Here is a 13287-nt window from a genome sequence, read left to right on the forward strand (position 1 = left end):
GCTTATCCCTTCGCTATCTCGAGAATAGACTTTTCGAGAATGGCTGCCGCCGCTTGAATATCTTTTTCTTCGATAATTGCGGGGACGAGGAAACGGATACGCACTGGTTTTTTTCCGCAGGTGTAGCCCATAAGACCATTCTTGAACATCACCTTTACCAGCTGATTGACCTTCTCTTTATCTCCAGAAAAAGGAGTCACTGCGACCATCAAGCCCAAGCCATCTGGATCTTCAAGAAGCCCTTTGCAGCTTCCCTGAGCCAACTTGTTAAGTTCAGAAACAAACGTTTTGTGGATCTTTTGAATTTTTCCATTTTCGCCAAAATACGTTCCATCATCGACTTCATTGAGAACGGCGATACCCGCGCTCATCGCGACGGTGGCCCCGGCAAAGGTGCCCGCAATCAAACCAGGTTTGGGGTTGTACTCGGACGTGTATAATGTGGCACCAATCTGTGCGGTTTTTGCTATTGTGCAGAGATCGACGTATTCCGAAAATCCCAATGTTTGAAACGCAAAAGCTTCACCCGTGCGCAGAAATGTTTGAACTTCATCGGCCCAAATGGCGATATTGTTTTTTCGGCACTCCTCAAAGATCGGTTGAAAGAAACTCAGGGGAGCCGATCGATAACCACCTTCTCCAAGCATCGGCTCAAAAGAAAATGCTGCAATTTGCCCTTTGTACTTATCGATATGAGCCTTCATTGCTTGCAAAGATTTATCGGCACTTTTGGGATCAAATTTATCGTAAAAAGGAATTCGCAGAACTTCGTTGTAATCGGGTAGGCCCTGTTTGTACTCGGGATTATCTGTCAGTTCCGCCATCATTGTCGAGCGGCCCGAAAAAGCGTTTTCCATTCCTACAATGTATTTTGCGGGAGAGTTTTTTTGTCGCGCCATCTTCAGCGCGTTTTCGTTGGCCATAGTTCCGCACGTTGATAGCCAAACGTGTTTAAGGCGACTTCCCTTGGCCATGTTCACTAATTTTTTAGAGATCTGTACGTACTCTTCTCCGATTTGTAAGTGCCCTTGATTCACGACATCTTTGATCGAGCCCTCGAGAGACGCCTGGAGAACTTTAGGATGAGAGTGGCCCAACACGTGAACACCAATCCCGTTAATCAAATCTAATTTAACACTTCCGTCTTTTAATAACACGTAGGGTCCACGTCCTAAGCCTGAGCTAATGTAGGACCAGTAAAGTGGCCGCCCACGAAATCCCGCGATCTCGTCCATCTCGTGCTTAAAGGTCTCTGCGAATTCGGGCTGGGGTGGGCGAACGGCTTTAATGTCCTCGACGGATTTACCGATTTCACTCACAATTTTCTGAATATGGTCTTGAATAGATTTTTGATTTACTTTTTCTGCAAACACACTCACTCCTTAGGCCGATTTTTTTGCCAGTGACGGTGAAAGGACTTCACTTCGCCTGGGTCCTTAATTAATATAGCTTTCTATGTTACCCATTTTTATCTTTCTGACACTGACATTCTCTCACGGAAGCGACCTTCCGTACACTGTTGGTGACAGCCAAACCGACTCTGTTTTCACTCAAGCACTCCAGACTTTCAAGGCACAGGAGTACGCAAAAAGCAGGGACCTTTTTAAGACACTTTTAACCCAAAATCCTGACGATAAAGTCCTTCTCTACAACCTTGGGCTAGTAGAATTTTCAGAAAGTCGCTTTGGCGCTGCACTCGGCTACTGGCGCAGAGCGCTATGGATTTCTCCAGGCTACTCGCCGGCTCTGGAGGGCGTTTCCCAGCTCCATAAAAAGCTCCCCATCACCAACGATCGCTCATTTTTAGAGTCTTTGTATTTGCGATTTCCCCCTTGGTTATTTCTGGGAGCTTCTTGTTTGTTGCTATTGAGCTGTGGGTATCTTTCCATGAGTAACCTGCAAAAAACAAAAAACGATAGGCCCGCCAATTGGTTCTTGCCGTCATCATTCGGTTTGCTGTTTTTAGGCGCAGTCACCGTCACCACTCATTACTTTTTTATTTTTGCACAGGAAGAGCACGCGACCCTCATTGAGGGGAACACCGCACTGTACTCTTCACCCAGCGAGAGCGCTCCGTCGCTTGTGAACTTGCCCGAGGGTACAGATGTGTTGATCCTTCGCAAACAAGAGTCCGAAGACCCTAAGAATCAGTGGATTCAGGTCAAAAAGTCTTCGATTCAGGTCGGTTGGATTCAAAAGGATAAGATTTTTATCCATTCCGGTATATAGCTCCTCCAGTCTCTATAAGTTTTTTGACTTTACCACGCCCAATAAATACACTGCAGAGCGATGGCAAAGTCTTTTTATTTTTACATTCTCATCGTCTTCATCTCCGCCGGTTGCGTGACTGAGCCGAAGGTGAATCTAAATTCCGCAGAAGGTCTCTTTACTCTAGGTGAGTTTTACGAAAAACAAGAGCGCTACGAGGAAGCCATTAATCAGTACAAAACTCTTTCGAACAAATTTCCGTACAGCAAACTTGCGCCCGATGCGGAATTGCATGTGGCCGACTGCTATTTTAAAAAAGAGGAATTCCCAGAAGCCTTCAATTCCTATCGCACGTTTAAAGAACTTCACCCCCGTCATCCACGCAGCGATTATGTGACCTTTCGAGCTGCCGAAAGTTTGCGCGAGCAACTTCCGACCACAGTTGATCGTGACCTCACCAATGCGACTCAAGCGATCTCTTATTACGATGAAATTCTGACTCACTATTCACGCTCACAGTACGAACCTGAGGCCAAAGAAAAGCGCTTTAAGCTGGTGCAAATGTTGGCTGATAAAGAAGTCTACATCGCCGACTTTTACTTTGGACAAAAAAAATATATGAGCGCACTGACTCGTTATGAACAATTTCTCCAGTCTTATCCACAGAACTCCAGAGTTCCGCACGTATTGCTCAAGGCCGCATCTTCCGCGAAAAAAGCGGAAATCCCAGACAAAATGCAAATTTATCTCACCCAACTTCTCAAGGACCATCCCAATTCTAGCGAAGCCCAAACCGCCAAGGGAGGATTGTGATGCTAACGGAACGCCAAGAAGAACTGATGAATACCGCTCGTGACCATTTTACAAAAGGTCATTACCGATTGGCCGAGCCCCTTCTTATGCAATTGCAAAGCGACGGAGCCCAAAATCCAGAAATCCCTTACATGTTAGCGACAATCACATTTGACCGCGGAAATCTTAAACGCGCCATTCAGCTCTTTAAGGCATCTCTAGAAATTGATCCCGAATTTACCGATTCCAGCGTCGGCTTATCGATCATTTTAAATGACCTTGGAAAATACGACGAGGCCAAAAAAGTTTTCGAAACGGCGTATTCAGCGATGAAGCGTAAACAGCGTGGCGGCGAAGATACCAATCTTAAAGAGAAATTGGCGCGCAAGCACGGCGAACTTGGAGATATGTACTTCCTGGCCAACATGTTTTCGGATGCCTGCGAACAGTTTAAAAAGGCGATGGAGTTAGCTCCGAATATCAGTGAATTTTCTCGTCGCCTCGGCGAAAGCTCTATGAAACTTAATAACGACGAGCAAGCCATCAGCGCTTTTGAAAATTCTCTCTCGAGCGATTACAAAGTGGATACCCACTTAAAACTGGTCGAAGCCTATGAAAAGACCGGCAAGAAAGATCGTGCCCTTTTTGAGCTTGATAAAATGCAAATGAAAAACGGAACTCTTCCAGAAATCGATTCTTGGCGCCAGCGCCTGAATGATTTGAATTTGTGAGGTAATGTATGGCTCAGCTTAAAGAAAACATGACCCAGTTGATTACTGCCAAAAAAGTGCAGGAAACGGTTTTTCGTCTGGCCAAAGAAATTGAAATTGATTATCACGGGCGGGAAATTATTTTTATCTGCCCTCTGAAGGGTTCATTATTTTTTGTGGCTGATCTCATGAGAAATATCAGTCTTCAGCAAAAAATCGATTTCGTCTACTTGAAGTCCACCGAAAAAGGGGGCGCCGTCCAAATTCTAAAAGATATTACGATCAATATTACCGGCAAGAATGTCATCGTTGTGGAAGAGATCATAGACGCCGGCCGCACGCTCAGCTTTTTGCTAGATCGCTTGGGCTCTGCGCGACCAGCTTCTCTCAAGGTGTTAACTCTATTAGATAAGCCCGCTCGCCGCGAGCTTCCGCTCAAGCCCGACTATACCGGCATGACAATTGATGATCGTTATGTCGTCGGTTATGGCATGGATTCCGACGAAATCGGCCGCAACTATCGCGACATCTTCTCATTCAAAATGTAAATCGGTACCGGGTACCGATTAGGATGCTTTTTTAGTTCTCGAGAACAGTGACAGGTCATAGGTGATGCCCGGGTTTTTAGAGTGCAATGCTTGGTGTACAAATTGCGGCACATGTCCTGTGGAAATATGTTCCCCGATCACACGAGATTCATCTATTCCTATCTTTTTAAAGTAGAAAATATCTTTGAACTCTAACTTTCCATTCCGATCTTTCACAGCCTCGCAGATGCGGGACACTTTACGACTTCCATCTTCGAGACTCTCCAGATGGACAATAATCTCGAAAGCGTTATCGAGAAATTGATGGACTCCTTGACTATCAAGTCCCACTTTTCCGATTTTTGCTAGGCATTCCAACTTTCCAAATGCGTCTTCAGGAGAGCGGCTGGCGGCACCACACACCACTGTATTTTCGGCCGTCGCACGAACCAGGGGCCACACCTCTTGGTCCTTAAGATTTTCCACGACCACTATCTCGGGATGCATATGACCGATCGTTTCTAGTAGATCGGCACTGTTTTGAGAATGGACGTAATTATACTCTGACCCTTCCGTATGATAGGGGTTAGGACCGAAGTGCAAAATTCTTAGGCGCGGAGAGATGACTGCGGCTAATGCGGAGACGAATTGAGTTCTCCCACTGTCAGTAGAACCACACACCAGAACATTGCGTCTACAACCTACGACTGATTTTAAAAAATCATTCATCTCTGGGTTGAGGGACCCATACTTCGTCAGTAAGTCCAAACTCACGGCGTGAAACTTCATCGCGGAAATCACAAAGTAAAATTTGCCTGCAGATTCATGAACATTAAACGCAAACTCTGATCCTTTATAGATCAGCTTATAAACACCCGCCTCTAAACGCTCTGGCGTATCCACCCCATATCTTTTTAAAAGATACAGTGCCGCTTTATTTAGCGAAGACGCCGATACAAAGTTAAAGAACGTTTTCTGAATCTGACAATTCTCCTCGATAAATATATCCTCCGGGCCGTTGATCATGATTTTAGAGACCTGCATTTCTAGCAAATCTTCTATAGGACCACCGGTGAACTCCTCACAGTAAATCATCTCGACCAGTCGAGCCTTCTGATCTAAATTCATTTGCAATGCAAAGTTTTCTTTTTCTAGCTGGGTGTAAAGCTCTTCACGAGGTTCAATTGTTGAACTCGCCAACGACTGTGACATCGCTTTACGAAACTGAAGCACCGTTGCGTTTTTAAAAAGACGTTGCCGAATTTCTTGGGGGTAACGCCGTTTAAACTCAATGTAAGATTCAAGCATCGTATTAAGAGCAAAAGGCTGTGGGGCCGTATCTTGAAAGTAAACAGAGAATGCGAAGTTATCTGCATCCATAACTAAACGATTAATGGACATCTCATCGGCAGGATAAAAACGGATGAGATTTTTCACCACCGCAATAAACTCGTTGTCGTCGAGGGCCGCCGACCAGTTACTGTGAAAATAAATGTGCCAGATGCGAACCCGATTTTCAAAATGAGGTTGAGTGATCTCCTCCTTAGCAACGTCTTGGCTTAAGAGGGTAAACCAACAGGGTTCCCCATCTATACTTCCACTAAAATTTAAGCGAAGTTCTTTACGAGTCTCGTCATAGTTGACGGACTCAAGGAAATCTTCACAATCGATTTCTTTTTTGAATTTTTCTAGCCACTGTACATAATTGAGCTTTACGGACTTGGTCCCCTGCGGATTCTCCAGCGTCGATGGCGAAGAAACTTCTTTTTCGGGTTGTACGAGATCCATTACCCCAACCGCCTGAAGGTCCGCATCGCGGCCTGGAGCGGTGACCTCTGTATTTCGTTTCTCGTTGATAATTGTCAAAAGCTTTCCCTCAATCAAAGGGGAAAGATGATGAATCACATGGTCTACACCTTCGGCAGCGGGAAAGACTCCCCAAAAATGACAAAAGAACTCAAAATATCCGGATCGGTCTTTTCGTTGAAGAGAGCGGCTAATGTTTTCGCCGAGTTCTGCGGTCAGAAAATTTGAAACCGTCTCAAAATCCGCCTGAGAGAGAGGAATCTCCGTATTGATCTTTAGCGTAAAAAACCACTCGTGCTTAATGGTTTCAAAGTTGTCTTTTTCCATGTCCTCTCGAGGAACATTTTTAGTTAAAAACGAGAGATCGTAGTGAGCCGAATTGATCTTACCGGCAAGCTCTATCACAAGAGAATTGTGGTTCTCTTCGTGATATCTCACCGCGCCGAGCGCCGAAATGTTTTTAAGTTTGGATTTCCACTGTCTGTACCATGCGTGATAGTTCATGGAGGTTCTCCTCAAGTCTTTGATTTATATCGACTTTTTAGAGAAAAAAATGAAGCCTGGAATGCGGTGAATTCAGGCTTTAGGTCGTGAGATCTCAGGACGTGCGTCGAGTTTTTTGCAAATAAAAGCCACAACAGAAAATTCAAGCGCAATGATCAAGGCCGTTATTCCATAAGTTAACGCCTTCGGTTCCAAAAACTCAATACGCCCAAAGTGCGACATAAAAATATGAACCCCACAAATCGGGAGCCCGCAGGCAAAAATCTTCCACCGCGCTTGCGAAGACAAGTCTTTGAATGCAGAAAAAAACAATGTCGAAATGAGGGGCCATAACCCTAACATCCACACCGGCGGAATCGTCGGTGTGAACTCATAATAAAATGTTCGCAAATTCATATTCAAATATTCAAAGAAAAAACCCAAACTAAAACAGGTGATGGCTTTGATAAGATCCACGCGATGGCGACGAGAAACAAAGCCAAGATTGAGAATGACCGCTAGAAATGAGACCACTAGGCCCAAATCGTTATTTCGCAATACTGCTGCGATAAGAAACCCCAGCAGGCCGGCGAAAAAAATGCTGGAATTTAATAACTGAGCTTTAGACGATGTGGCCGACAAGGTCATAATCGTGGCTGCTCGTGATTTTTACATTTACGATTTCACCGACTTCAGCATGACCCTCGTTAATAAGCACAACACCGTCAATGCCTGGAGCCTGTTGGGAAGTACGGCCCTGCATGAGAAGTTCTGTCTCCTCACACTCGCCATCAATGATCACCGGAATGATTTGACCAATATACTTTTTGTGATTCTTTTTGCTGATCGACTGTTGCGTCTTCATTAATTTATGAAAGCGCCGAGCTTTTTCTTCTTCGCTCACTGTCTGCACCATCTTGGCTCCTGCCGTTCCCTCTTGAGGAGAGTAAGTAAAGCAGCCCACGCGATCAAACTTTTGTTCTTTAACGAATTCGACGAGTTCGTTAAAATCCTCTTCCGTTTCTCCAGGAAAACCAACAATAAATTGAGTGCGAATAATCGCTTCGGGCATAATTCGTCGGATATTGTTCAAAGTTTCTTCGATCTCGGAGCGGACCATTTTACGATTCATGACTTTCAACATATTGTTACTAATGTGTTGAAGAGGCATATCGAAGTACTTCACTAGATTCGGACGCTCTTTCATCGGCTCAAGAACATTCACATCTAAACCATCTGGATAAAGATACAACAGACGGATCCAGTCTAAACCCTTAATGTCCGAGAGAGCTTTTAAAAGTTCGTAGGGAGAATCCGTCACTGACTTATCTTTGCGCCGGAGATCCCAGCCATAATCAGTAAAATCATGGGAGATCACATTGATCTCTCGAACTCCTCCCGCCACAAGAAGCTTGGCTTCGTTGACGATCGCGGAAACCCGGCGAGACTGAAGATTTCCACGAATTTTGGGAATCGCACAAAACGAGCAGCGTTTTAAGCAACCCTCTGAGATTTTAAGATAGGCTCGGTAAAATGGTTCTGAATTCACCCGGGGCGTGTTTTCTTCTTGGAGATAGGTCGGGAGATTAAAATACTGTCTTTCGGCCTCACCCTGTTGACGTGCCTTAAGAATCGTAGAAATTTTTTGGAATTCTCCTGAGCCCACAAAAACATCCACCTCTGGAAGGTCATTGACGATCTCGTCTTTGTAACGCTGGGGAAGGCAGCCCGTTACAACGAGGTTTTTTAATTTCCCTGTTTGCTTGTACTCGGCCGCCTCAAGAATTTTTGAAATCGATTCTTTTTTAGCGTCGTCGATAAAGCTGCACGTGTTCACGATAATTGTTTCCGCTTCATCAACTCCGTCGGTAATCTGATATCCGTCCTTCATTAAGGATCCCAACATCATCTCGCTATCAACGAGATTTTTGGGACAGCCTAAGCTAATCATGTGGACTTTATGAGTGGGAGAGGAGGCAATAGCAGTCTTCATATATTTGTAATCACATCGGCATCTTTAGGCGGAGAATATTTAAGTAAACTGTCTGCCACAGAGCCATTAAAAGACACTTTACTGAATTCATAATTAGTTTCGTTATCCAGAGAGTCCCAATATTTTAAACTTAAAATTTTCTTGGCCTCGGTATCGATCACCACTTGGGCTCGACGGAATTCCACACTTTTTTTATCGGGAGATAAAAAGTAAGTCACTCGGCCTCGCTCCACAGAAGTACCAGTCACCTTGAAATATTTAAGAACTCCCCCTTCGGTCAATAATTGCAGTAACCCTTGTTGTCGCGCGCGGTCCGTGTTCATGGGAACTTTCACGACTTGAGTTTTAGCGCCCTTAAATTCTTTAGGTGGTGGCGTGACCATCCATAAATGTTGGCCATCGGCGACGATCGTTGATTTGTCTTTGCTTTCATCTTTGGTCTCGAGCTCCAAACGAAACTTGCCTTTGCGGATCCAGATTTTTCCCGCAGCAGACTTTGTTTGCTCGAGCGCAGCGATGCGATCGGTTTTCTGCACATCCATAATGATGGATTTTGATTTCTGATATTTAGCATCCACTTCTTTGAGAGTGTTCACTTGTTCGATATCGCCCGCATCCACAGATTTCTCTGCAGCCGAAGAGGTCAGAATGAGTATGGAAACTAAAAGGCTGAACATTTTGAAATTTATACCAAAGGCCCTCTGAGACCTCAACCAAACCCTTCGGAAATGGAAAACTTTCTCACTCATTGGACTCTAATCTCCCTCATATCGTTTAAAAGCGAGCGTCAGGGCCCCATAATCTTTGGGTTTTCCCAAGGCTTCCCATGCGGCTTTCGCCGTCGCCCCAGACGTGTAAACATCATCGATAAAAAGCACCTTTTTTTGGTGAACTCCCTCGATGTGCAGAGGGATCGCCTTTCGACTGAGGAGGCGATCGGCTCGATTCATTAATTTATAGTTTTTTAAATCGTTTTTGAGATAAATCGGGTTGAGCTGGCAGCTGAGAAGGTCACTGAGCTTCTCAGCAAGAATTCTTGTATGGTCGTAGACCATCCCTGGGCGAGTCACGTAGACAATATGATCTGCGCTCACTTGGGAAAGAGGCACACGCACGATCAGTTTCTCCAGGAGTTCTATTTTAAAATTCACCATTTCCCGAGATTTGAGAGTGTAAATGAGCTTGGGAAGCACCTCCGATACCGGGGTCCAAGTCCACAGGTAATGGTGGATTCCATCAAACTCTTCCGGATAACGAGAGCGTAAACGTCGCGGAGATCTGAGCAAGATTTCCTTCCAACAGTTTTCGCAAAAGAGCTCATTCCCCCACCATCGACTTGCACAGATCAAACAGGATCGAAACCATTTCGTCATAACAATGATGGAAAGCAAAAATAAAACCGACGCTGAGACTCAACACCGCCGATCCCAACGCTATTGTACCGGAATCGCAGCCCGATCTTTGTATATTGAGTTTGTTTCTAGATGAACGTGGGAGAGCGGTGGTCGTAGGGCTGGTGTTAATTGCTGAGTTTCAAGTTACAACGTGGCGAATAATTTATTAATAATTTCAATTACTTACAGCTCAATTTTCGTCGGCCTAAGACTATTGACTCTAAAGTCATATCGGAATTTACTCCATTTCTTGTTTAAAGATTTTGACCTGCTTGGCCAGTCAGCTATTCTTTAGGGATACGATATGAAATCACAAAAATCGGGAACTGAACTCACTCTCATAATCGCGGCGCTTGGTGTTGTTTTCGGAGATATCGGAACCAGTCCACTCTACACGTTGCGAGAAGCCTTCACCGGGCACGGTGGCTTGGATCCGTCGGCATTTAATGTTCTCGGCGTACTTTCTTTGATCATCTGGACTATTGTTCTTATTGTTTCGTTGAAATATCTCTTATTCGTCATGAAGGCGGACAACAAAGGCGAGGGCGGAATCCTGGCTTTGACCGCTCTAATCTCTTCGCTCCGTCCCTCGGAGGGATTTCGTCGCGCCCCCATTCTTCTCCTTGGTCTTTTCGGCGCGGCTTTGCTTTTTAGCGACGGCGTGCTTACGCCGGCCGTTACCGTTTTAGCCGCTGTCGAAGGTCTACAGATTGCAACTCCACTCTTTAAGCCGGTGGTCGTTCCTATTGCTATCACTATTCTTGTATTGCTTTTTTGGGCTCAACACTATGGCTCCGCAAGAATTGGATTAGTTTTCGGCCCCGTCATCACTGTTTGGTTTTCGGCTCTGGCGGTCCTCGGGATCTCTGGAGTTTTAAAAGCCCCGGAAGTGCTTCAAGCATTTAATCCCATCTATGGAATTGAATTTGCGCTTCAACAAGGATGGCACATTGTCCATGTTCTTGGTGCTGTTTTCCTCGCCGTCACCGGAGCTGAGGCGCTTTACGCCGACATGGGACACTTTGGTCCTTCGCCGATTCGTAAAGGTTGGTACTATGTGGCCTTTCCGGCTCTCATTTTAAATTACCTGGGGCAAGGCGCTTTGATTATTACGGATCCCACAGCTATCACCAATCCCTTTTATTTCTTAGTGCCGAGCTGGGCCTTGTATCCAATGGTGATCCTCGCGACATGTGCCGCAGTAATTGCCTCGCAAGCCCTGATCTCTGGAGTGTTTTCGATCACCCAGCAAGCCATTCACCTCGGCTACCTGCCGCGAATTCGTGTCGTTCATACGTCGGACGAAGCTCGAGGCCAAATTTACATGCCTCATGTGAATTGGGCCCTACTTACTTTTACAGTTTGGCTGACGATTGAATTTAAATCTTCCAGCGCCCTCGCCTCGGCTTACGGCATCGCCGTATCACTGACCATGCTGATCACTACATTTTTAGCCTGCTTAGTGGCCTATCGCATGTGGAAGCTCAACCCTATCGTTATTGGGATCGGCTTTGTCCTCATGATGGGTGTTGATCTTATTTTCTTCTTCGCGAACTCTCTTAAAATTCATGACGGAGGATGGTTCCCTCTCGCATTAGCCTCGGTCCTTTTCCTAGTCACAACGACTTGGAAGACCGGAAGAATTATTCTCTTCGAATACATGAAGAGCCATACAATTCCGTTCGATACTTTTGTTGAGCAAATACAAATTAGACCGCCGGCCAAAGTTCCCGGCACTGCAATTTTTATGACGGCGGAGACCTCGGGAATTCCGTTGGCGCTACTTCATAACGTGAAACACAACAAGGTTCTCCATCAAAAGAACATTTTCCTGACGATTCGTGTAGAGGAAGTCCCTTACGTTAAAAAACAAGATCGTTTGGAAATCACCAAACTCAAAGACGGATTTTCTCGCTGGATCGCTCATTACGGATTTATGGAAAAGCCCGACGTGCGCGACGTCTTTGATGCGTCTCATGACCAGTCCAATTTAATTAAGATGGAAGATGTGAGTTTTTTCCTTGGAAAAGAGACCATCATCGCCACTCATAATCGAGGCATGGCCATTTGGCGCGAAAAGCTCTTCTCGTTTATGACGAAAAACTCCGAAGCCGCGATCATCTTCTTTAATATCCCTCGACACCAAGTCGTCGAACTCGGCGTCCAAATCGAACTTTAAGTTCTTTTAAAAAGAGGCTTCCATTTTGTAGTAGGTATCGTACTGATAGTTTTGCACGATGGCCCCCGACGGAATCCGCCGGGCAATAAGAATCACACCAAAGATATCAGGACCTGCGCCCGCTAAATTTGCGATGGCCGCAACAAATGCGTAGAAGTTGAAGGTGACTAAACAGTAGATCAATAATGGTACTGTGATTACAAATATAGGCGCTAATAAGCAGATCATATAACGGCGCTTAGAGAGCCGGCCGATAAATACGGCAGCCATGCACATTTTCCTCGGTAATATGACAAATGACGATTGAGAACTCAATCCTCGATCGGGGTAAGAAATAATGTGGGCCAATTCATGAACGATAAATACTCCACAAAGTGTCAGAAAAACGAGTCCGTGGTTGACTGGTGCTGTCTTTTTCGCCGCAAGCATTTCGTCGCGCAGATAGGTCAAAAATAAAAAAGTCACGATCATGGCAAGGAGGAGCCCCATCGCAGAACCAATAAGAATGTATATATTGAATGAAGGCTCTTTATGTTTCGTCCACCCCGGCTCTTCTTGGTAAAATTGAGGGCCGGTAGGAATTTGATTAAAGATGATCTTCACGAAGAAAATACCTGGTGGAATGATACGTCTGCTGTTCGTAAGTGCGAACCAAGGCTCCCTTAGGGACACGATTATAAATCACCCACACTCTCATCATATCCCCTCCAGAGGCAGCAAGATTTGCGACGGCGAGAATTACAACCACTTTGTTGGGTTCATACATGCAAATGCCTAATGGAACAATCGAAAGAAAAAAAAGCGGCCCCACCAACGCCAATAAATAATTCCATCTCGTTATGCCTTCGAGATGCGCTACAAATAAAACGCCTTGTTTAGGTATAAAAGCCATAATTGATTTTTCAGAAAAGCCCCAATGGGGAAGTAATACTAAATGGATAATTTCGTGAATGAAATTTACGGCAAAAAAACCAAATACTAGTAGGCCCACCTGAACAGGTGTGACCCTCGCGGCCCTCAGCTCCGCTTTATAAAAATGTGTAAAAGCCAAAAGTACGATGAATCCAATGGTAAAACCAATCACCATTCCCCATCGAAGCTGTATGTTAAAGTCTGGTTCGAGAACTCGAACCCAATCTGAACTGTTCTCATAAAATTTTTTTTGGACGGGTAACTCGTTAAAATAGAACTTCAT

General features: G+C 45.1%; 13 protein-coding genes. 5 read left to right on the forward strand and 8 right to left on the reverse strand.

Going from position 1 to position 13287, the window contains the following annotated elements; all coding sequences use genetic code 11:
- Nucleotides 1-2: 2 nt before the first annotated feature.
- Nucleotides 3-1379 (reverse strand): aminotransferase class III-fold pyridoxal phosphate-dependent enzyme, encoded by a 1377-nt coding sequence (locus K2Q26_01295; protein ID MBY0314122.1) that lies wholly within the window; start codon nucleotides 1377-1379, stop codon nucleotides 3-5.
- Between the two features lie 76 nt (nucleotides 1380-1455).
- On the opposite strand from K2Q26_01295, the gene K2Q26_01300 reads away from it, so the two are divergent.
- The 4 genes from K2Q26_01300 to hpt are packed head-to-tail and all read left to right on the forward strand — an operon-like array spanning nucleotide 1456 to nucleotide 4258.
- Nucleotides 1456-2229 (forward strand): hypothetical protein, encoded by a 774-nt coding sequence (locus K2Q26_01300; GenBank protein MBY0314123.1) that lies wholly within the window; start codon nucleotides 1456-1458, stop codon nucleotides 2227-2229.
- A 60-nt stretch (nucleotides 2230-2289) separates the two neighbouring features.
- Nucleotides 2290-3021: an outer membrane protein assembly factor BamD gene (bamD, locus tag K2Q26_01305; GenBank protein MBY0314124.1), complete on the forward strand. Its 732-nt coding sequence runs from the start codon at nucleotides 2290-2292 to the stop codon at nucleotides 3019-3021.
- Nucleotides 3018-3731, forward strand: a complete 714-nt coding sequence (locus tag K2Q26_01310) for a tetratricopeptide repeat protein (protein ID MBY0314125.1) — start codon at nucleotides 3018-3020, stop codon at nucleotides 3729-3731. Before bamD ends, K2Q26_01310 begins: the two co-directional genes overlap by 4 nt.
- An 8-nt stretch (nucleotides 3732-3739) precedes the next feature.
- Nucleotides 3740-4258: a hypoxanthine phosphoribosyltransferase gene (gene hpt, locus K2Q26_01315; GenBank protein MBY0314126.1), complete on the forward strand. Its 519-nt coding sequence runs from the start codon at nucleotides 3740-3742 to the stop codon at nucleotides 4256-4258.
- 18 nt (nucleotides 4259-4276) lie between these two features.
- Here hpt and tadA read toward each other — a convergent pair whose 3' ends face one another.
- The 5 genes from tadA to K2Q26_01340 form a co-directional block, all read right to left on the reverse strand.
- The gene (gene tadA / locus K2Q26_01320) at nucleotides 4277-6547 is read right to left on the reverse strand and encodes a Flp pilus assembly complex ATPase component TadA (protein MBY0314127.1); all 2271 of its coding nucleotides are present in this window, start codon (nucleotides 6545-6547) and stop codon (nucleotides 4277-4279) included.
- A 72-nt stretch (nucleotides 6548-6619) separates the two neighbouring features.
- Entirely contained in the window at nucleotides 6620-7174 is a 555-nt protein-coding gene (locus K2Q26_01325; protein ID MBY0314128.1) for a DUF2878 domain-containing protein, read from the reverse strand.
- Complete coding sequence (gene rimO / locus K2Q26_01330; GenBank protein ID MBY0314129.1) at nucleotides 7149-8519, reverse strand: 30S ribosomal protein S12 methylthiotransferase RimO; 1371 nt, start codon at nucleotides 8517-8519, stop codon at nucleotides 7149-7151. The genes K2Q26_01325 and rimO overlap by 26 nt, the downstream gene beginning before the upstream one ends.
- Entirely contained in the window at nucleotides 8516-9196 is a 681-nt protein-coding gene (locus K2Q26_01335; GenBank protein ID MBY0314130.1) for an outer membrane lipoprotein carrier protein LolA, read from the reverse strand. The genes rimO and K2Q26_01335 overlap by 4 nt, the downstream gene beginning before the upstream one ends.
- Before the next feature lie 78 nt (nucleotides 9197-9274).
- Nucleotides 9275-9805: a hypothetical protein gene (locus K2Q26_01340; GenBank protein MBY0314131.1), complete on the reverse strand. Its 531-nt coding sequence runs from the start codon at nucleotides 9803-9805 to the stop codon at nucleotides 9275-9277.
- A 412-nt stretch (nucleotides 9806-10217) separates the two neighbouring features.
- Here K2Q26_01340 and K2Q26_01345 point away from each other — a divergent pair, with 412 nt between their 5' ends.
- Complete coding sequence (locus K2Q26_01345; GenBank protein MBY0314132.1) at nucleotides 10218-12092, forward strand: potassium transporter Kup; 1875 nt, start codon at nucleotides 10218-10220, stop codon at nucleotides 12090-12092.
- A 6-nt stretch (nucleotides 12093-12098) separates the two neighbouring features.
- Here K2Q26_01345 and K2Q26_01350 read toward each other — a convergent pair whose 3' ends face one another.
- The gene (locus K2Q26_01350; protein ID MBY0314133.1) at nucleotides 12099-12695 is read right to left on the reverse strand and encodes a DUF3267 domain-containing protein; all 597 of its coding nucleotides are present in this window, start codon (nucleotides 12693-12695) and stop codon (nucleotides 12099-12101) included.
- Complete coding sequence (locus K2Q26_01355; GenBank protein ID MBY0314134.1) at nucleotides 12679-13287, reverse strand: DUF3267 domain-containing protein; 609 nt, start codon at nucleotides 13285-13287, stop codon at nucleotides 12679-12681. Before K2Q26_01355 ends, K2Q26_01350 begins: the two co-directional genes overlap by 17 nt.

This window comes from Bdellovibrionales bacterium, from assembly GCA_019750295.1.
Classification (GTDB): Bacteria; Bdellovibrionota; Bdellovibrionia; order Bdellovibrionales; family JAGQZY01; genus JAIEOS01.

What these genes read in the sequence shown, in the direction of transcription:
- K2Q26_01300 (MBY0314123.1), top strand. Translation starts at nt 1,456, where the DNA reads ATGTTACCCATTTTTATCTTTCTGACACTGACATTCTCTCACGGAAGC.
- bamD (MBY0314124.1), top strand. Translation starts at nt 2,290, where the DNA reads ATGGCAAAGTCTTTTTATTTTTACATTCTCATCGTCTTCATCTCCGCC.
- hpt (MBY0314126.1), top strand. Translation starts at nt 3,740, where the DNA reads ATGGCTCAGCTTAAAGAAAACATGACCCAGTTGATTACTGCCAAAAAA.
- tadA (MBY0314127.1), bottom strand. Translation starts at nt 6,547, where the DNA reads ATGAACTATCACGCATGGTACAGACAGTGGAAATCCAAACTTAAAAAC.
- K2Q26_01325 (MBY0314128.1), bottom strand. Translation starts at nt 7,174, where the DNA reads ATGACCTTGTCGGCCACATCGTCTAAAGCTCAGTTATTAAATTCCAGC.
- rimO (MBY0314129.1), bottom strand. Translation starts at nt 8,519, where the DNA reads ATGAAGACTGCTATTGCCTCCTCTCCCACTCATAAAGTCCACATGATT.
- K2Q26_01335 (MBY0314130.1), bottom strand. Translation starts at nt 9,196, where the DNA reads ATGTTCAGCCTTTTAGTTTCCATACTCATTCTGACCTCTTCGGCTGCA.
- K2Q26_01345 (MBY0314132.1), top strand. Translation starts at nt 10,218, where the DNA reads ATGAAATCACAAAAATCGGGAACTGAACTCACTCTCATAATCGCGGCG.
- K2Q26_01355 (MBY0314134.1), bottom strand. Translation starts at nt 13,287, where the DNA reads ATGAAGTTCTATTTTAACGAGTTACCCGTCCAAAAAAAATTTTATGAG.